This is a genomic window from Pseudoalteromonas sp. HF66, assembly GCF_011806445.1.
In the GTDB taxonomy this organism is placed as follows: domain Bacteria; phylum Pseudomonadota; class Gammaproteobacteria; order Enterobacterales; family Alteromonadaceae; genus Pseudoalteromonas; species Pseudoalteromonas apostichopi.
The window spans coordinates 150,046-169,785 of the sequence record NZ_JAATOU010000005.1 but is presented as its reverse complement, the minus strand read 5'-3'; the positions used below and the strand labels follow the sequence as shown (position 1 = coordinate 169,785).

The window sequence follows — 19,740 nt, the reverse complement described above, 5'->3', positions numbered from 1 at the left end:
CTTAGGGTAAGCTTTTTACATATTTCTACCTATTACAACGCTTCACCACAAAGCGTTTTATCAAATGGATATTTGAGTGCCTCACAACAACAGAACGACATTAAACCGTTGGGTTTCAATTACTCTAAATGCTCTCGTAGCTTCAATGATTGTCATGTATTTGGCTAGCTTAAAGTCAATACAAAAAATTTACACTGAATTTGGAAGCTTTCTCCAGACACATGAAATTCTTTACATTTTATTTTCATTTCTAGCTGGGGTAGGAATAAAGCTATTTTTGGACCGAATGTATGTAACTCATCAAAAGCGCTTAAATCTATTAGGGACTAAAGAATTCCCATCATTGGTTACTTCAATTGTAATGTGCTTAGTTTTACTAAATATATTTCAGATGGGGTTTGAACTACCTGAGTTCGAAGCTTTGAAGGGGTCTATAGAAAGTCTCACACTAACAATGCTGGGTGTATGTTCAGTAATATTTCAACAATATGGGTTTAATAAATTATCTGAAAAAAAGATTATAAGAATATTTTTAATTAATGTTGGTACTCTGTTATTTCTCATATCTATTTTTGTTGAGCCAATTCTTCTAAAAACATTATTAATTTATTTTCTTATAGTATTTTCCTTACTCGTCTTTGGCCTACCAATGGAAAAAAATATTGAAAAAAGCCAGAAAGAAAAAATTGAAATAGAGCAACTCAAAACATTAGAAGACTTTAAACAATGGTTTAAAGATGACTCTATTATTGAAAGTATTGAACAATTAGAACCAGATTTAAAAATACATACTCAAAGAATTTCAGATAACTTGCTGAGAAAACACTCATCAGGAGATGAGAGTAACTTGGCACAACACATAGCATTATGTGGCCCTTTTGGCTGTGGCAAGAGCAGCGTTATAAAGTGTATAGCTAATAACTTGTTGAATGATGAAAGCGTAGCTAAATGGATCCATAGTGATATTTCTACATGGGGAGCAGAGAACGCAGCTCATATGATACTGAATAATGTCGTTGATGATATCAACGAACATATAGAAATGTGTTCGTTCAGAGCTTTACCTCAACACTATTTAGCGGCAATGAAAGAAAGTGGAGGCACATTTAAAATAATAACAGCCTTCCTTTCTAAGCACATTGACATAGAAAAAGAGTTTCTTCGATTAAATGGCTTTTTGAAAGCAAACAACTATCAATTATTGATTACTTTACAGGATGTTGATAGAGGCGAACATTCATCAAATGAAGTAAGGCTAAACCAAGTAGCTTCTTTGCTTGATCGCTTGAAAGACAGTGTTCTAACAAATATAAACTTTATTATTGCTATACGAAGTGACTCTCAAGAGTATGTAGAAGTTATTAGTAAAGCAGCAGACTATGTTGAAGTAATAGGTAAACCTTCCATTAGAAACTTGACATATGTATGGTCAAAACTTTGTAAACAAGAATTATTTGATAAAAAAAGAGTTTTAATTAGTGAAGGTCAATTTGATAACTTTGATAGCTATATAAAAAGACATGGTAGTAAATATCATTTAGACCTTTATAAGCTTCCAATGGTGCTCGAAGGCTTGGTTGTTTCTATTAGACAGCTAAAAAGGATAATGCGTAGAGTAGATAAATGTTGGTCAGAAGAACGTTTACTTGGTGAAGTGGACTTTGAATCACTAGTATATTGTACAACATTGAGAGAAGTAAATTCATCACTATTTGCTGACTTCACAAATCAATACAAATGGATTCTATTTGGTAAGTCACTACCGAGGGCTACATTAGAGGATGGTTCTCAACTAAGTCTAGATCAACAAATTACAAAGCTTATAGAGCGACATGTTAGCAATGAGTATGTAATCCATAATTTCAAGGGGTTGTTTCAAGCAATGCTCAATCTAAATGATAGCATTGATTCTGAGCTGAATACAAATAGGATACAGAGCTTGCAAACAAATGAACAGCATCTTGGAGTTAGACTTGATTACATTAATTATCTAGAAAGAATTTTATTAGAATGTGTTTCAGAACAAGAGATTAGTGATCAACATGCATATAAAGCATTTAAAGAACAGGAGGCATATGAGCTAGGTCAACTATTATGTAGGGACCCTAGGTGGCAAGAAGCATTTATTAGATTTGGTAAATCTATCATTTTGAGATGTGGGGCAGAAAAAAGTAAATCTCTTATTTTTTCAATGCTTGAACATTACAAAGGGGATAGCACTTATTTTTTTGAAGGCTCCTCTGTAAGAGATTTAATTAGATTTGTTGCCATAGAAGGCCACTTAGAAGAAATTCTATATGCAATGGTAGTTAACCCCTTTACAAGCAAGCACTTGGTTGAGTTAATCGAGTATTTTGAACAAAAAGTTTGGTACAGCATTACACCTAATCATTTATATGAAGAATCTCTAAATAATATGAGTAGTGAAGAGATAAACACAATTAAAAAAACAACAGATAATTTATTTCAAGGTATCGATTTAAATAAATTTTTAGAGCTGTTTAAAGATAAGTTAGAGGAAGATTCTTTTCACAGGTGTTTAAAGATATTAGTTTTATCGGAGCTGCGCTCACAAAGTGATAACACCCCTGAGCAACTGTTTCTAACATTAATTAACTTGTTGCCAAGTGATAATACTAAAAGACTTTCATATTTGTTTGATTTCTTTGTGATTGAAGATAGAGCGGACCATTTTATAGTAAAAAATTTTAGAGAAGACTCCAGTCTTATCGAAAAAATGAATATTAAAGGGTTAGAGCAAGATAGATCCATCAATAAAGACAAACTTGATAAGCTAAAACAGAAACTTGAAAGTTTAATAAAACCTGAGGATTAAAAATAAAAATTTTCTCGCCACTTAGATTACCGCAATTTTTTTCATAGTTAATTACAGTTTGTTCTGTCCAATGTCGGACCTAAAAACAAAATGTAATTAACTATGTCTGTATTAACAGTTACAAAAAGTCCATCAGGTCCACCAACATCAAGTAGTAGTGGCCCATCATCGCATCCGGGACCGGGTGGAAACTGGCCTAGCACTTCTGGAAAGCCTTCAGGTGGTGGTCGCGTTAATGGTCCATCAAAAAGTACAAAGTAAGATGGGGGAGATGCGGTTTAACCGCATCTCGATATGCTATGAAAAAGTATAGTAATGATAAAGATATCAACAAACTAGTTAGGAAGCTGTGTAAACTCGATTTCGACAAATCTTAGAATTACTACGTAGTATTATGTCTGGAGAGTTAGACAAGTGAATTGACATTGCAAATATGAGATTGATTGCGAATCAATTGATCGAAGCTGGTGCTGATGTTAACGCTGAACATTCAGCTCCTGTTAAAGGATACACATCCATTGATGTTGGCGGCAGAGCTTGATGAAGTAGACTTATTCAATAACATGCTAAGTAAGGGTGGTAATCCAAGAAAAACGTATTTTGCTGAAACACTAAAATGGACGTTGATTGTTGGCGAATTGCGAATTATTTCGGGTGTGCAAATGTACTAGCTGTTTTAACTGATATTGAGCGTTTTTTTTCCTGAGACATTAAAATTTAATGCATATCATTAAATATTTAAAGTTAACCAACTTAATTAAAATAACGGCTTTGGGAGTTGTTGGTTTATTTATAGAAATTAACCAACTTATTTACAATAAAGTTTATGTAACTCTTTGAAAATTTCGCCTATAAATAACCAACTTAATTGCACGACCTCAGCAACTCGAATGAAGTTTGCAACCGATAGTTGAATTCTGAGGTCAGTAAAAATGAAAAAGCGAACCAGAAGTGGTTCGCTTTTTTTGTTTTCGTAGAGTCTTATTTAGGAGGAAGTACTTTTCGGTTGTTGGCCAATCGAAAGCCTTCAGGTACGGGCTTAAATTTATCGTTATTTTCGGGCCAGCGTTTAGCTCTGCTTTGAAAAGCCCGAAGGGCTGCGATATCTATCGTAGCAGCTACAACGAAATCATTATCACCACCTCTTAAACGCGCGATATCACGCAAAAATCCCTCTTTTGCTGGTGAACGAACTCGGCTGTCACCATATTTGCGATTGTTAACTAAAATTGTATAAGCATGAACATCTAGAGCCGCAGATTCGATTAGAGACGCGAAAGTATCAAGATCTCTATTCCAACTAAGCACCATCAATGCATCAACGGCCCCTTGGAAGCGAACTCTTGCTTTACTGTTTTGTAACTCTGAACAAACCATAACACCAAAATTAAAGCCGTTATGTATATATACAGGTTTTGGTGATTTCCCTAATGAGTCCCATTGCTTGCCAAACTTACTAGTAAGCTCTTTGTCCTCACCAACAGCTGGCTCAAGTTTAGGTTGTCTAATTTTTACAAAGGTAGGATAACCGAGACGGTTATCAGCCAAAACCATTGAGGCCTCACTGTAAATCTTATTAGCTCCAACGTGTTGGTACTCTGTTCCTGCAATAATACTTATCCCCGCGCTACTTAATCTAGCAGCAATACTGTTAAGCCATTTCAGTGGAATTGATAGTTCAGGAAAAAGTACGTAATCAGGTTTTGGTTTTAATTTCAGAACATCGTTAACCAATTTAGAAATTTTTTGATAACGCTTTCGACTTAAATTTGGTTTGTTGCATGCTGTCGATGCCCAGTCGTTGTCCTCAGTGCGAAGATTAGTTAGCGCAACGATCACCTTGTCTTTGCTGTCCGTACCTACATTAATGAATTTCTTTCGGCGTGTTGAAGGCTTTTCATCAGCATCTTGCTCAGCAGCAAGTAGGGTTGGCTTTATCCATACACCACGCAGTACTTGCGTGTATTTTGCCCATGTAACAGAGGGTCCAAATACTGGAGGCTTTCCGGATGCAGAGGGTAAACCGACACATTCAGGGGCTAGCTCAGATATTTCCAGTGGAGATAATGGTCTGGTTGGGAAAAGGTACGGCAAGAAGCTATCGTTTTTCTTTTGTCCTTTAGTGACGTTGCCTAGTCTCGTTTTTCGGGTAGAGTTTATAAACTGCTCGAATATAGGTACATCAATGAGCCCAGAATCACCGAGCAAATCCAGAATTTGTTTTTCTTTTTTTGCATTTCGCTTACCGACTAACTGCTCAGCGGAACGACTATTTATGATGTACTTATATGCTTCTTTTGCAAGGTCTGCTGATGCGACTAAAGGCGCTTTGTTTTCAAATTCAGCCACATCAAAACTAAGCTCTAGTAGAGCTTCGAAACTACTCAGTGTTTCGACAATTTGTTTTAAGAATAAGTTAGCTAGACGCTTTTTCTTGCTCGAACGTTCCCCAAGGAATAGTTTACTTGGATCATGGTAGCGTGTAGCGGCATCAATAAATAACCAGGTTAAGGTGCCTTTAATGTAGCCCCAAAGATCTTTCAAGACTTTAGCGTCACATCCATTGATTCGAACTTTCTGTCCTCTACCTACCTCTTTGGCGAGTATATCTATAGCTTGATAGGACTTCACTGCGATTTGTTCAGCTTGTTCCCATTCATTCATGCTGATTGCAAATCCAAGCAATCTAGGTAAGTAATTAAAATGAGCAAATAGATTGTCTGCGCGCAAGATATGATTATGAGCAAATTGGTAAAACTCTTCCCTTTGCTCTTTCCATTGATTCGGCGGTAAATCCCGAGCCAGTGTTTCTACGTGACGCAATTGTAGTGACCAACCCAAACGACGGATCGTTAATCCATCGGCTCTTCTTAAAGTATCTGCATTTTCACCGACACTTCCAGCAGCTGAGAGTACTTTAGCTGCGGTTGAATGTTCCAATTGGTCGGGCGAGGGCATGAGGCGATGCTCACTAGATAATTCGTATATTTCCTTTTCGATACTATCCAACAGGTCTAAGCCAGCACGGCCTTGCAGGATAAATAATTTTTGTTTGTCTGACTGAAGCGATATTTTGGAGTTGCCCTGTACGTCATTGCCTTGATTAATTTCCCATACTTTATTGTTTTTGGGACTTTGTGTAATGCACTTTTCACTCATTCGCTCTTGTAATAAAAGCATAAAGTCTTGGCTATTTGAGATTTTCCCCGTGTCGCGCAACACAAGGAACATATCATCAACGTAACGACCATAGTGAATAGGTGAGAGCTTTTCTATAACAAGTCGGTCCCACTTATGCAATAAAGCATTTGAAATGACTCTGCTACATGTCAGGCCGATGACTAACCCACCGCTTATTTTTGCTTTTTTGCCGCCAACAGATTTACCAAATTTGGTGGCGCCGCTAGCCCACTCATTAAGAAATAGTGATAGCTGCTTAGTGAAGGATTTTTCTTCATCAGATAAGTTCAAATCTAGAGCTTCTATAAGTGCTGAAGCGGAGGTAATTAGCGGATCGATAAAATGGTAGTAACTTTTCAAATCCAGAGATACAGCAATTATATCTCGGTCTTTTTCCAACTCTTCCCTTATTGTTTTTAAGCCATCGTTACGCCATTTTTGGTAAGGTTGAAAATACGGTACAAATGAGCCTACAGAGCTGATATGAAATGGCTTTTCATTATCTTCTGTAAACAGTTCATCATTACGAATTCGTTTCAGTCTGGCGCCGTAGCAGCTATCGTCGAGTTTAGCGTCAAACTTGTGACCAATCATATTGATCCACAATGCAGAAATAATGTGGGTATTTACAGGAAAGTCGCCCACAATTCTAAACTCAGGCACTACATTGTAATTTTTAAACAGGCTTTCAACCGCTCTATCAGGTTTTGAGAAATGAACGTGGCCATTTTCGCCTGAATCTGATTTTCTTTCAGTGGATAGCTTCTTGGGCAGTAAACGAAAATCCCCAAGTAATTCTACATTTTCAGCAAAACCAGCATCGGCTTGCAATTGACCTAACAGAGCTTTTAGGTTTGTGAGTAGATCTTGCTCGTATTCAGCGAATTTAATTGCTGTTGGAAAGGTGTTTTCGAAGAAACAGTCGGCTTTTGCTTTTCGGTAGGCAACAAGAAGATCTTCTATTGTAAGGGAATCCCATCCTGTAAACTCTGTTTGATAACTCATTTTAGGTTTCCTTAATTTTTAGCTGCCGATGCTACATGCGCAATTAACTGTCTAATTGTTGGGTGGTTAAGTTTAGATACCAGTGGAGATACATAATCACGCCCTTGATTCCAATGTAAATTGGTGTTGTAGATTATGCCTAGTAAGAAATAGCTTTCAGGAATATCAATTCCAGCACTTGAGGCCACGTCTAGTTTATTGGAAGTTCCGTGTTCCGAAATAAACTTTTCTTGCCAATCAGCATCTGGTAAAAGGTAATAAATATGGTGTTCAATAACAATCCGTACAGCAAAGCAAACGGCTACAGCATCATAGTTTTTGTTGGCCAAATAGCGGTTAAGCTCATTGCTGAAATAATCTTTGAAAGCATTAGAATTTTTCCATTCGTTGGGGAGAAAATCGGGCCAGCCATCAGTTATCTCATGTGCATCAGGATGAAAATGGAACCAGTGCTTGTCGAGGAAATCCCTGATCGTTTGCACCATATCTGCATACTGAACAGAATCTCTGAACTCTATCAATCTCAAAATATCCTTAGACTTGCCAACCGGTTTTGATAATAGGTAATTAATCTGGATCTTATGTTTGTTAAAGCAGAAGTCGAAAAATACACCGGGGTCTAAGTGTGTCAGTATTAAAGGGTAAATTACTTGGCTACGTGCTTTGTATTCTTCAATAATTGAAGTCACAAAGTATTGAAACGCTACTAGATTAGCGTCATCCAGATAGTCAAACACCTCATCGATAACCAAAATGAGTGGTTTTTTGCTACCCTCGTACAAGGTTTTATGGAGCTGAACCACAAGCGTGATGATGTCTCGTTGTCCGTTCGATAACTGGTGGGCTTTGGGGAAGTGAATGGCCAGCTCTTTCTTTTTTTTGATTTCTTCGACCTTAGCCCATTGCCAATTAGAGCTTTTAAAATTGGACAATAAGGCTTGATAGCGAGCTTTAACCGTAATGTAATGTAGCCAGACTGTCGCGGCGGTAAACGCTTTAGAATCGGCCGCGTATAGGTTGGCTATCTGATAAGCGGCGAAGAAGCCTGTAATCTCAGAATCAGCAAAACCATATTGGACTAACCGTTCCGATATGCTATTAAAAATTGGCACATCTCTGAGTTCTTGAATGCAGTTATCCAATATCCATTGGGATATGAGGGCTGTACTTCCTCTCCGTTGGTTCACCTTGTCGACTATAGCTTGAACTGCTGACTGAATGCGAACCTGGGCGAATTTTGATAAATCTACGCCTTGAATTGCATCCAAAAGTCTAGGATCTTTTAATAAGCCATAAATGTTAGGAAGAATCTTACCGTTTTGACCAAAGTTGGCTTTAGCATCAGTAGGTTTATAGGAAAATTCTGCTTTTGGGGGAATTTTACAAATTGTTATAGGCTTGATTTCAAGGCTAGCGGACGGATTTCGACCGTAATTTTTCTTCGCTTTAGGAGTCAGTCCACTATTTACCACTAACACATCAAACTGTTGTCGAATCTGATTTTGGGTTCTGTCAGCAGTAAATTTCTTTCCGTAGATGGTAATGGTCAGCTCAGGTGCAAGGGTATCGTTCCCTTTATGTTGGTCGTTCTCCGCGAGATCGATTCGCTTGGTATTCATGGATGAAAATGCTGTGGCGATTGAACTTTTACCAAAGCCATTGGGCGCAACTAAAAGATTGGGTTTGCAGGCTTTTAATTGCACTTTAAAGCATTCATGCGAAATGCCTTTGATGTTCCTTATCTCGATTTGGCTTATAGACATCGCCCAATTTCCTTATTTTACTGTTACCTGGCCGTTCATCAGCATAGGGAGAAGCCAGTCTCGAAGCGATTCAAGATATACGTTTTCTTTTAATACGATATCTCTTTGCTTAAACAGTGAACTACAATGCTTATTGTAATTATCGAGTAGATTTTTAGGTGGGAGATGAGTTTTAAACCACTTTACACCTTGTAAATCTAAATGAAGAACCAATGTTCCAGAAGCAAAGTGCTTTATGTACTTATGGTAACTATTCGAATTGAAAAGCTGTTCAAGATAAGCCACCCCAAAAGTTTTCGACGATACACACGCAACATCACAAGAAATTAGAGGTTTCTCATCAAAAATATCAGGTATAACAAAGGCTTTTCCGATAATATCTGCATTTCTCGTTACGTCTGTAATTGCAATAACTAATTCACCCGCATCAAGCTTGCTCTCTGGCTTAAACTTGCCATTGAAATATTTAGTTCCAGTCTGCTTGAATTCACCTGATAAGGAGAACGAATTCAAATTTAAAAATGGAACTCCTTCATCTTGAATATCACCACTTCTGTATGAAACTCCCCGCTTAAATGTGACATGGTCTCCAAGAATACAGTCGCTCCACCCCTCAGGTATTTCTCGCTTTAGGGTTGGGTTGTAGACCATTTTTCCGCCGGAGGTCTTGTAGGGTTTGCCGTTAGCGTCGGGGAAGTCGAACTGTACAAACCAATAGTCATACAGGGTTTTGGCCATAGCTTCCAGCTCGGCGTTGATGCGATTATTGAGTTCGATTTTTCCTGTTATCGACTTAAGTATTGCTGCAATCCCATCCGTGTTGAAAAGAATCGGTATTTCTAAAGCTTTTAGATCAGGGATACATAGGTTGCTGACAGTTGAGCCAGTTCTATCACTTTTTCTAATCTGCTTTTGCACAAACTCAGATTGAAGCGCAAATAACAAATATTGGCTCGATATTTTAGTTGGATCGACTTTTAATAAAACCATACGCTGACCGAGACAGCATTTTAGGCCATCTGGGATTAAGCATACTTCTCCCATGGGGGCTTCTCTGGTGATTACGATGTCGCCTGCTTCAGGCGTAGCTCGCTTAATTCTTTCTTGGAACGCGAGTGGATCTGTATAAGATGGAGCTGAAAGGTCTAATACTCCACCTTTTATATTATTACTTCTTAAAACAATGAGACCATCATCAGTCCATTTAGGGGTTGAGTGAGGGCAATCTGTTATAGAAATGCATAAATTTTCAAGCGGTACCGTATTTCCATTAAAACTGGCTTGATGGGTTGATACTTGCAAGAAATCACTCATACTTTAACCCCGCTAACTGCTTTTTAATCTGAGTTTCCAAATCACGTGACTTGCTAAACAGGTTATCTAAACTACTGGTAAAGCCCTGTATTTTATCTGCAAACTGCTCTGGGGAAATATCCGCATATTCGATTTTGACATCAAAGTATTGGCCTGCACTTAACGAGTAATTTTTAGCTTCTATGTCGTCATAACTAACCGTTACCGAAAGATCTTCGATGGTTTCTTTGGCATTAAACACATCAATAATTTGTTGTTCTTCAACTGTTGTTAATACGGTTTTTTGGGTTTTGCCGTCTTTGACTTTTTCGCCCAAGTTTGAAGCATCTACCAGTACTACTTCGCCATCGTTGCTGTCGTCGATAAATAGAATGGACACGTTAGTGCCGGTAGTTGCGAATATATTGGATGGCATGGAAACAACGCCCGCCAGCATTTTGTTTCTCACCAAATGTTCACGGATTTTTTTATCAATACCCGATTGCGCAGTAATAAAGCCGGTAGGTACTACAACAGCCGCTTTACCATTAGGTTTAAGCGAAGCAATGATGTGTTGTAAAAACAGCGAGTAAATTGCCATTTTATCTTTGGCTTTAGCTGGTGTTTTAGGAATACCAGCAAAAAAGCGTTCTTTGTTCTCTTTGCTGTCTAGCTCATCTCTAAAGTCGCTGAAATCGAGCTTAAATGGCGGGTTAGAAACAATATAGTCAAAGCGTTTTAACTCTTTACCGTCTTTGTGGTATGGGTGCCAAACGGTATTACCTTGGATCACATTCGGGATTGAGTGCACCAAATTATTTAAGATCAGGTTTAAACGCAGCAGGTTTGATGATTTTTGTGAAATATCTTGCGTGTAAATGCTACAGCGATTTTCACCAATGGCGTGAGCGACGTTCATTAACAAAGTGCCCGAACCTGCCGATGGGTCGTAACAACTGACATTGCGTACTGTACCACGCTGTTCTTTGGGTACTAAGATTTCCGCCATAATGCGTGCTACTGCATGAGGGGTAAAATACTCGGCGTATTTACCGCCAGAATTGCTGTTATAGTCTTTGATCAGGTATTCAAATATGGTTGCGTAGAAGTCGAATTTTTGCGTAAAAATTCGCTCAAAACTGAACTCAACTAGTTTATTGATAATCGCGCGGCAGAAGGCATCGCGTTTTGAGTCGTCAGCAATGTATTGGCTGATTCGGTCAAACAGCACCACTTTTGCGCCGCCATCGGTTTTGACTGCAAACACATCATTATTGGTAATGGCAATGTCGATAAGGGTATCGTCAAACAGCTTGGCAAAGTCAGGGGCATTTTGCTGGCTAAACAGGTAGCTAATAAAGTGCTGCGGTTTTAACCGTGCGGTATCGCCGCCCATTTGCAATTGCAGCATGTCGAGGTCATCTTCTGACATGGCTGCTAGTGCTTCTTCCCATTTGTTGGCCTTGGCGATGTTGTCGTCGAGCTTTTTCGCTTCAAAGGCGAACTTGTCGTTTAAAAACTTATATAAAAAGGTTTGGGTAATGATTTTAAATTCGTTACCGTCGTTCCCTAAACCATAGTTGGCACAGATGCTTTTTAGGCTATCAATCAGGGTTTTGGTTTTTTGCTGAAATTCTAATTCAACCATTGTAATTGTGTTTCCTAATTAGTGTTACCGGCACTACCAAATTTGGCTGCCGGTATTAAATTCTTTTAAATATTCCGCGACGACAAGGTGGTTGATATAACGAGATGCGTCTGCGTTAAGTTTGATATTTTGTTCTTTCATAAAGCGCGCTATTACCAGCGGCATCATTTGGCGCTCGAAGTAACTTTCGTTATCCAATACTTGGCTGTTGTTGAGCACTTGCTCATCGGCATCTTGCTTCACGCCAGCTAATGCCTCGAATATTTTTCGCTCACTGTCTGAAATATCCCCACGTTCTTGCAAGCGCTTATGAATACGCGTGTATTTAGCATCACCTAGATACTTTTGTCGCAGCTGGTTGTTTTGGCGGTTGAGCTCTTTAACACGGTCGTGAATTTTATTGAGCGCGTCAATGTTTGCAACCATTTCGTCCTGGGTGACTTCGCTGAGATTTTTCTTCTTAAACAAGCGCTCTAGTTCTTCTTTCAAGCTAATAAACTGTGGATCTTGCTGGTCAAAGTTGCTTGCTAGTGCTTCACGGGTTTGGCGCAAGGTATTTTTCAACTTGTCGGCCAGGACCAGTTCTTCTTCGCCGATTTTTACAAACTTGAAGATCACGTCTTCTAACGCGCGGTTGAGTAGGTTACTGGTGTCTTGGCCGCTTTCTAAATCGTTTTTAAGGTTTAGTAAGTCCAAATGGTTACTGGTTTCGCGATAAAGCACATTGAGCTTGGCAAAATCCAGCTCATCCAGAAAGTCATATTCACCTTGCAGGCGAATGAGGTTATACAAGCTGCGGGCATCGGCTAAGGCTTTCTTGAGTGACAGTACCGTATCTCGATCTTGTATTTGGCTGATTTGGTTGCAGAATTCTTCCATGTTCTCAGTATCAAAGCGGAACAAAACATCTTTGATATGCTCGATTTCTTGTTTGATCTCTTCCTGAGATTTAAACAGGTCTGAATAGTGCTCCATCTCATCGCCAAGTTCCGACTGTAATTCGTCGAAATAGGCCTTGTTAGTGGCATCAAATTCTTTACGAATATCGGCAAAATCCACCACATAACCATAGCGAAAATCTTTGTATGTACGGTTTACACGCGTGAGGGCTTGAAGCAAGTTGTGTTTGCGAATAACTCGGCCAAGGTAGAGCTTTTTCAGGCGCTTGGCGTCAAAACCCGTGAGTAGCATGTTGTACACAAACAAAAAGTCGATTTTGCCTGCCTTGAAATCTTTTACCCAGTTTTTACGCTCATCTTTTGTGCCGATGTCGTGCAGGATCAAGGCGGCATTTTTTACTTTTTGGGCTTGTTTTGCTGATTCGGTATAAGCAGTAGGGGCAGGTTCAGTGACTTCGAGTATTTGACTATTTGAGGCGCCCACTTTTTTCGGAAGAATAGGCGTTTCGGCATAAACCTCATTGAATATTTCGAACATCAGTTTTGCTTGCTCTGAACTATCGCATATCACCATCCCACCAATGCTAGTATCATTCAATGCACCACGACTTTTCTCAAAGTCGTTCACTATGTAAGTGAGCATAGGTTCAACAAAACTTGAGTGGGCGTATATCAGCTTACGATCAACATCGCCCATTTTCACTTCGGCTTCTTCAAGGGCTTTTTGTAATTCAATTTTGTACTGTGTGCTGATCTCTTCACGGATTAAGCGCAAAGTATAACCGTCGGCAATGGATGCGTTGTAGTAATACTTGTGAATGTATTCACCAAACAAAGCACGAGAGTTGTAGTCATCTCCCAATAGCGGGGTGCCTGTTAAGCCAATTTTAATAGCATTACTGTCTGACTGACTTAAGTTGGCTAAAAAACTGCCTTTAGGGTTATAGCTGCGGTGTACTTCGTCTAAAAAGTATACGCGCTGTATTGCCACGTTGTAGTCTTTAGTACTTACTACGTGTGGGTCATCTTTAAATTTTTGAATATTTACTAACGTGATTTCTGGTGTGCCCGAGTGATTATGAATCACTTGGGTCGCTTTTATATCTCGGCTAAAGGCTTCTCGTGAGTTGATAGTATGAACAGTTAAGCCTCGGGCGTTGAATTCACGCTGTGCTTGTTCTAGCAGGTCTATCCGGTCAACAATAAAGTAAAACTTAGGGATGATTTGTTGCTGTTGGAAGTAGTCAGTTAAAAAACGTACATTGTAAAATGCCAGTGCGGTTTTACCACTACCTTGGGTGTGCCAAATAATGCCTTTTTTAACGTCTTCGCTGAGCTTATGCTCAATGGCTTTGGTCGCAAATAACTGCGGGTAGCGCATAATATGCTTTTGTAGTCCGTCGGTTTCATCTACATAGACTAGGGCGTAACGTAAAATAAAAGCTAAACGCTCACGAGATAACAACGAAGTACATATGCGATTGGTTGGTCGCTCAGGATGTTTGTTAGTTTGAAATTCTGGGTTACTACGGATTACTTCCAGATTGTTGTCTTTTAGAACTTTTAACTCGTCATCATCCGCCACAGGCTTTAGCAGGGCGGTTAAATTTAAGATTTCTTCTTCGCGGAAATAGTTAAAGATTGGCTTGTGATAAGAACTACTAGCGTAAAAAGCACCTTGAACTGGTTCTGGGTCGCCATCATCGTACTCCATGTTATTAGAGAAAATCATAAACTGGGTGATGTTGGCAAAACGTTTAAATTTAGGGTTTTGAAAGCGTTTATTGATGCGGTCTCGCTCGGCCAAAATACCTTCGCGGTTATTCGGCTTTTTCACCTCGATAAACACAAGCGGCATACCATTGATTAGCAGCGTGATATCTGGGCGGAACTCTTCATCGCCATTCTGGCACGTTAGCTCGGTGACAACATGGAAGGTGTTGTTATTAAAGTTTTCAAAGTCAATCAACTTGGTATTTGAACGCTCAGACAGGCGCTCAAAGAAAGCTCTACCTAGGTCTTCATTATCAAGCAGTAGTTTTACATCTTCTAATAGTCGACCAGCTTCAGCTTCTTCAATACCTGGGTTAATTTTGCTGATAGCGGTTTTAAATAATTCAGGGAAGATATTGGTATCTAGATCCCAGCTTTGTCCTTTAAGTGATAAGTACTGGTAGCCTAAACGCATTAAATGCAAAATAGCTGGAATCTTAACGCGAGAATCTTCATTAAATTTCATAACATTCCTTATTTTTGTTTTTGTTCTTCAATCCACTTTTCCAAATCTATGCGCTTAAAGCGCCAACTTCCACCCACTTTAAAACCAGGCAATTTGCCTTCACTTGCAAGACGATATGCCGTCTTTTCATTTAGCTTTAGGTAGGTGGCGACCTCTTGAATGGTCAAAATATCATCGGCCATGTTTAATCTCTGTATGTGAACAAATTGATAGTATGAGAAAATTGAGGAGTTAGCAATTGATCGTGAGCGATCTTGATTGTCTTTTTGCTGGTTTTATGATTTAAGAAAATAGGAGTTAGCTCTTTCTTTTTGCCTAACCCCTTTACCAACCCAAAACCAACACTATGCTGTTAGCACCTAGCACCTAGCACCTAGCACCTAGCACCTAGCACCTAGCACCTAGCACCTAGCACCTAGCACCTAGCTAACTTGTGTTCTTAATCTAATAGTTCATCGCGCGAAATAAATTTCACGCCTACGGATGAGCATTTCAATTTAACTATGCGCATGCACAATCTAATCTGAGTTCTAACGACTGATATCTAATATCTCTGTTTTTGTTCAGCGTTAAAACGCCTCCTAAACCTCGAATCTCGTTCCTAGCAACTTACCCTAAAACCAGTTACTTTGTTTTCGATCATTGCGCTATAAGGTACTCAAATCTATACTTTTTGTATCGATCTTGATTAACAATATCAGCACTTTATAAGCGAATGGAAAATCTGAACATAGCCATGGCTGGGCTAACCGCCATTATCCTTTTTATTTTTGGGCTTGAGAACTTTTCTCGGGAAATTGAAAGTATATCGGGGGAGCGCTTTCGTAAATCGTTAAGTCGCGCGACTAACATTCCTATTTTTGGGGTGTTAATTGGTGCTGTGGTGACGGCCTTTATTCAATCGAGTTCTGCGACGTCGGTGATCACGATAAGCTTGGTAAATGCGGGGGTGTTAACGTTTAAAAATAGTGTCGGTATTATTTTTGGGTCAAATGTGGGCACCACCATAACGGCTCAGCTGGTGGCTTTTAAGCTGACGGTATTTGCTCCTGTGATCATTATAATTGGCTTTTTTCTGTCGCTGACTCGCAATCGCTTTTCTATTTTTGGTAAGGCGATTTTCTATTTCGGTTTTGTGTTTTTTAGCCTTAACCTGATTTCTTCATCACTTGCACCATTACAAAACAACCCTGCATTAATTGAGATTTTAACTCAGCCGCAAAACCCGCTTTTAGCGATTTTAGTGGGCTGTGTATTTACTGCTATGGTGCAGTCGAGTTCGGTGACTACCGGGCTTGCCATTGTTTTTACTCAGCAAGGTATTTTGGGGCTTGAGAACGCGGTACCCATTATAATGGGGGCGAATATTGGTACCACAGCAACTGCTATGATCTCGGTGTTTGGTATGGATATCGCAGCTAAGAAAGCAGCGCTGAGCCACCTGTTGTTTAATGTGGGTGGGGTGCTTTTGTTTTTGCCCTTCATTTTATTGTTTGGTGATAAGTTAAGTGAAATTACGCTTGATCCCGCTGTCGCACTGGCAAACATCCACTTTATTTTTAATGTGGTTGCTAGTTTAGTTTTTATTGTTTTTGTTAACCCTTTTACGCGCTTTGTTGATTTTCTGCTTGGTGAAGGAAAAATGGACTTTGAGCGCCTTGAATTGCCGACTTACCAAGAAGATGAAGAGTTTCAGCACGTCGTCGATAAGTTAGAATCAGGTAACCAACAACTGCTTAACTTCTTAAAGGAAAACTACAATCAGGTCACGCTGAGCTTAGAGACCAACTACAAAGGTATTCAAGATACTGCACAAAAACGCTTGGAATATGTCAGTTTTGTTGAGAAGGAATACATCACTTATTTCACAACCATTGTTAGTAAAATCAATGATGAAGAGCAGTCACGAGAGTTAATGTTGCAAATTAATCGCTTTGATTATTTGTTCCAAATTCATGATTCCATCATTGATCTGTTTGAAAGTAAGCGGATTATGAATGAACAATTTATTGAATTAGAAAGCGATATTTTGATTATGATTCGCGAGCTTTCAAGTGATACGCTAACCCTGTTTACTCATACAAGCGAGAATTTAGAACAACCTAAAAATGACGAAATAGATAAAGCGGCTAGGTTATTGCAACTGCATCTGAATCAGGCGCAGCGAAAATTATTAATGCTACTTGCTGATACCAACAGAAAGGATGCCGGTACGCTGACAAATTTCGTAACCTATTCACAGCGGCTAAAAGATAAGCTGTTGAACTTACATAAAATGTATTCTCGCAAAAATGCCGAGTTGTAGAAGGCGTTTTAACCCCGAATAACATAGGAGCTTGTAGGTTGGGTAGAGCGAAGCGAAACCCAACAGGTTAGCGAGTTATAAGGGGGAAAGAATAAAGGAGTTATCAGCTTTCAGTCATAAGTTTTAAGTTAGATTGTGCCTTTACATCGCTAAAGCTAAACTCGCTACCGTAGGCGTGAAATTTATTTCGTGCGAGTAGGTTTGAGTAAAGTTAAAAAGCAAGACCTGAACCCACTTCTTTAGGCAAACATTTTAAATCTCTTAGGCGGGCGTCATGTGCTGAGGATTTATCGTATCTAGTTTAGTGAGCCAATCGATAAAATAAAACTGAGCTTTTGAACAAACCATCAAATTATTAGATACCTCTACAATGACAATACCCGCGCAGGCTATACGGTTTGGCTTGGTAAGATATTGAACTTTAATGAGGTCAGCATGCAACAAACAGTATTAGTAACCGGTGGCACTGGATTTGTCGCTACTCAAGCGATATTACAATTATTGCAGCAGGGCTATCGGGTAAACACCACAGTGCGCAATTTGGGTAGTCAAAACCAATTGTTTGAGACGCTGCAACATGCAGGTATTCTAGAAATCCAAGATAACTTACGTCTCATAGAAGCTGACTTGCTAGATGACAACAATTGGCTAAGTGCAATGCAAGATTGTGATTATGTGCTGCATGTTGCATCACCGTTGCCCATGGGCGAGCCAAATACAGAAGATGATGTTATTAAACCTGCGGTTGAGGGCACGCTCAGAGTTTTAACATTCGCCAAACAGGCTGGTATTAAACGTGTGGTGATGACATCCAATTTTGGTGCAGTGGGCTACAGCCACACCGACACTAGACAAGTAATTACAGAGCAAAGCTGGACCAACCCCAAGCAGAAGGGCTTGTCTGCGTATAATAAATCCAAAGTTTTGGCAGAGCGGGCTGCATGGGATTATATTCATAACGAGGGGAAAGGGTTAGAGTTGACCGTAATTAACCCAATGGGAATTTTTGGTCCTTTGATTAATCAACGTCTGTCTGCTGGACATACAATACTTCGCCAACTGATGAGCGGCGAAATGCAGAGGTTGCCAGATATTATCATGGGCATAGTGGATGTGCGTGATGTAGCGGATTTACATATACGAGCCATGTTGTCACCGCAGGCGGCAGGGGAACGTTTTCTGGCACTGGCTGGGGGGAGTATGTCGTTGATGGATATTGCACATTATTTGAAAAAAGCCATGCCGCAACATAGTACTAATATTTCAACCAAAGCATTGCCTACCTGTTTATTAAAGATCGTGGCACTATTCAATCCTAAAGCACGTGCGATTAAACCTTTGGTAGGGGTTTGTCGACAGGCGTCTAATAAAAAGGCCCTTACCATGTTGGGTTGGCAGCCGCGCTCAAACGAACAGGCCGTGTTGGCCGCTGCTCAGTCGTTGGTTCACTACAAGTTACTTTAACATGATGAAACTGAATGAAATTAAGTCTTGTTATTTGGGGCCAGAAATTTCCCCAGAGCAGTTTGTGCCTGAGCATATGTTTATTTTCTTAGCGCAGGGTGTACTCACGGGTTTTGATGGTAAAAATCGCCATCAATTACACGCTGGGCAGTGTTGTGTCGTGCGTAAAAATCATCTGATACGTTACAATAAACAACCTATTAACGGGCATTTTGAAAAAGTGGTCGTAATTTTTGAGCAGTCTTTTTTGCAAGGCTTTGCAGATAAGTATCCAATTAATTTAGAGCACGTTGTGCCGCAGCAGGCTTATGTGGAAGTCCAACTTAGTTCGTTGTTGCAGAATTTTATTCATTCTTTAGCCCCTTACTATCAAGGCGCGGGAAATATCAACCAGCGTTTTGCAGAGTTAAAACGTGAAGAGCTACTACTGATTTTACTGCAACAGCAGCCGGATTTAGGCCGTATTTTGTTTGATTTCAGGCAACCCGGTAAGCTCGATCTGAAAGCCTTCATGCAGCAGAATTATAAGTTTAACGTTACACTTGAACGTTTTGCCTATCTTAGCGGACGGAGCTTAGCTGCCTTTAAACGCGATTTTAAGGAAATATTTCAGCTCTCACCAGCGGCTTGGTTAACGTCTAAACGACTAGATGAAGCGCATTTTTTGATTGAGCAAAAACAGCAGAAACCTTCAGATATTTATCTGGAACTCGGTTTTGAAAACCTGTCACATTTTTCCTTTTCATTCAAAAAGCGCTTTGGATATAACCCAAGCCAACTGAAGAATGAAAAGAGTATTAGATTAACTGATAGGGAGTAATGCAAACTCGTAATTCTAGGATTTTAAAGTAAGTTAACTTATATATTAACGATAAAGCCTCTGTTTCTTTGAACACATAATGCATGGCTAAAGCAGAGAATGGAAACACTTTATAAGTATTCTAATATCATCACACAACTGAATACTTCAGAGGTTTTATTCCGAAATTCACCTAATACAGCCGATGACCTAAAACGTTTTTGTCTAGTAATGAGTTATAAATAATCGAGAAGTCTGAAATTAGTTTTAACTTAATTCAAATACAAAAAGCCGTTGCTGCAATGCAAC

12 protein-coding genes are annotated in these 19,740 nt (G+C 39.4%); 6 read left to right on the top strand and 6 right to left on the bottom strand.

The window, feature by feature from the left end:
* Positions 1–76: 76 nt before the first annotated feature.
* From HCZ11_RS07500 to HCZ11_RS07490, 3 genes are all read left to right on the top strand, one after another.
* Positions 77–2,836, top strand: a complete 2,760-nt coding sequence (locus HCZ11_RS07500) for a P-loop NTPase fold protein (protein ID WP_167658086.1) — start codon at positions 77–79, stop codon at positions 2,834–2,836.
* A 102-nt stretch (positions 2,837–2,938) separates the two neighbouring features.
* Positions 2,939–3,097: a hypothetical protein gene (locus HCZ11_RS07495; protein WP_167658085.1), complete on the top strand. Its 159-nt coding sequence runs from the start codon at positions 2,939–2,941 to the stop codon at positions 3,095–3,097.
* Positions 3,098–3,309: 212 nt separating this feature from the next.
* The gene (locus HCZ11_RS07490; RefSeq protein ID WP_167658084.1) at positions 3,310–3,507 is read left to right on the top strand and encodes a hypothetical protein; all 198 of its coding nucleotides are present in this window, start codon (positions 3,310–3,312) and stop codon (positions 3,505–3,507) included.
* A 310-nt stretch (positions 3,508–3,817) separates the two neighbouring features.
* Here HCZ11_RS07490 and HCZ11_RS07485 read toward each other — a convergent pair whose 3' ends face one another.
* From HCZ11_RS07485 to HCZ11_RS07460, 6 genes are read right to left on the bottom strand one after another with little or no spacing between them, the layout of a single operon-like run.
* Complete coding sequence (locus HCZ11_RS07485) at positions 3,818–7,021, bottom strand: hypothetical protein (RefSeq protein ID WP_167658083.1); 3,204 nt, start codon at positions 7,019–7,021, stop codon at positions 3,818–3,820.
* An 11-nt stretch (positions 7,022–7,032) separates the two neighbouring features.
* The gene (locus HCZ11_RS07480; RefSeq protein ID WP_167658082.1) at positions 7,033–8,784 is read right to left on the bottom strand and encodes a hypothetical protein; all 1,752 of its coding nucleotides are present in this window, start codon (positions 8,782–8,784) and stop codon (positions 7,033–7,035) included.
* Between the two features lie 12 nt (positions 8,785–8,796).
* On the bottom strand, positions 8,797–10,098 hold the full coding sequence (locus HCZ11_RS07475) for a restriction endonuclease subunit S (protein ID WP_167658081.1): 1,302 nt from the start codon (positions 10,096–10,098) through the stop codon (positions 8,797–8,799).
* Entirely contained in the window at positions 10,091–11,725 is a 1,635-nt protein-coding gene (locus HCZ11_RS07470; protein WP_167658080.1) for a class I SAM-dependent DNA methyltransferase, read from the bottom strand. The genes HCZ11_RS07475 and HCZ11_RS07470 overlap by 8 nt, the downstream gene beginning before the upstream one ends.
* Positions 11,726–11,758: 33 nt before the next feature.
* On the bottom strand, positions 11,759–14,863 hold the full coding sequence (locus HCZ11_RS07465; protein ID WP_167658079.1) for a type I restriction endonuclease subunit R: 3,105 nt from the start codon (positions 14,861–14,863) through the stop codon (positions 11,759–11,761).
* Positions 14,864–14,871: 8 nt separating this feature from the next.
* Entirely contained in the window at positions 14,872–15,045 is a 174-nt protein-coding gene (locus HCZ11_RS07460; protein WP_167658078.1) for a helix-turn-helix domain-containing protein, read from the bottom strand.
* Between the two features lie 533 nt (positions 15,046–15,578).
* On the opposite strand from HCZ11_RS07460, the gene HCZ11_RS07455 reads away from it, so the two are divergent.
* The 3 genes from HCZ11_RS07455 to HCZ11_RS07445 all read left to right on the top strand — a co-directional run bounded on the left by HCZ11_RS07455 (position 15,579) and on the right by HCZ11_RS07445 (position 19,452).
* A complete protein-coding gene (locus HCZ11_RS07455; protein WP_167658077.1) occupies positions 15,579–17,168 on the top strand; it encodes a Na/Pi cotransporter family protein in 1,590 nt (529 codons plus the stop codon).
* Positions 17,169–17,603: 435 nt separating this feature from the next.
* On the top strand, positions 17,604–18,632 hold the full coding sequence (locus HCZ11_RS07450; protein ID WP_167658076.1) for an aldehyde reductase: 1,029 nt from the start codon (positions 17,604–17,606) through the stop codon (positions 18,630–18,632).
* A 1-nt stretch (position 18,633) separates the two neighbouring features.
* The gene (locus tag HCZ11_RS07445) at positions 18,634–19,452 is read left to right on the top strand and encodes an AraC family transcriptional regulator (RefSeq protein ID WP_217702830.1); all 819 of its coding nucleotides are present in this window, start codon (positions 18,634–18,636) and stop codon (positions 19,450–19,452) included.
* The last annotated feature ends 288 nt before the right edge of the window (positions 19,453–19,740 follow it).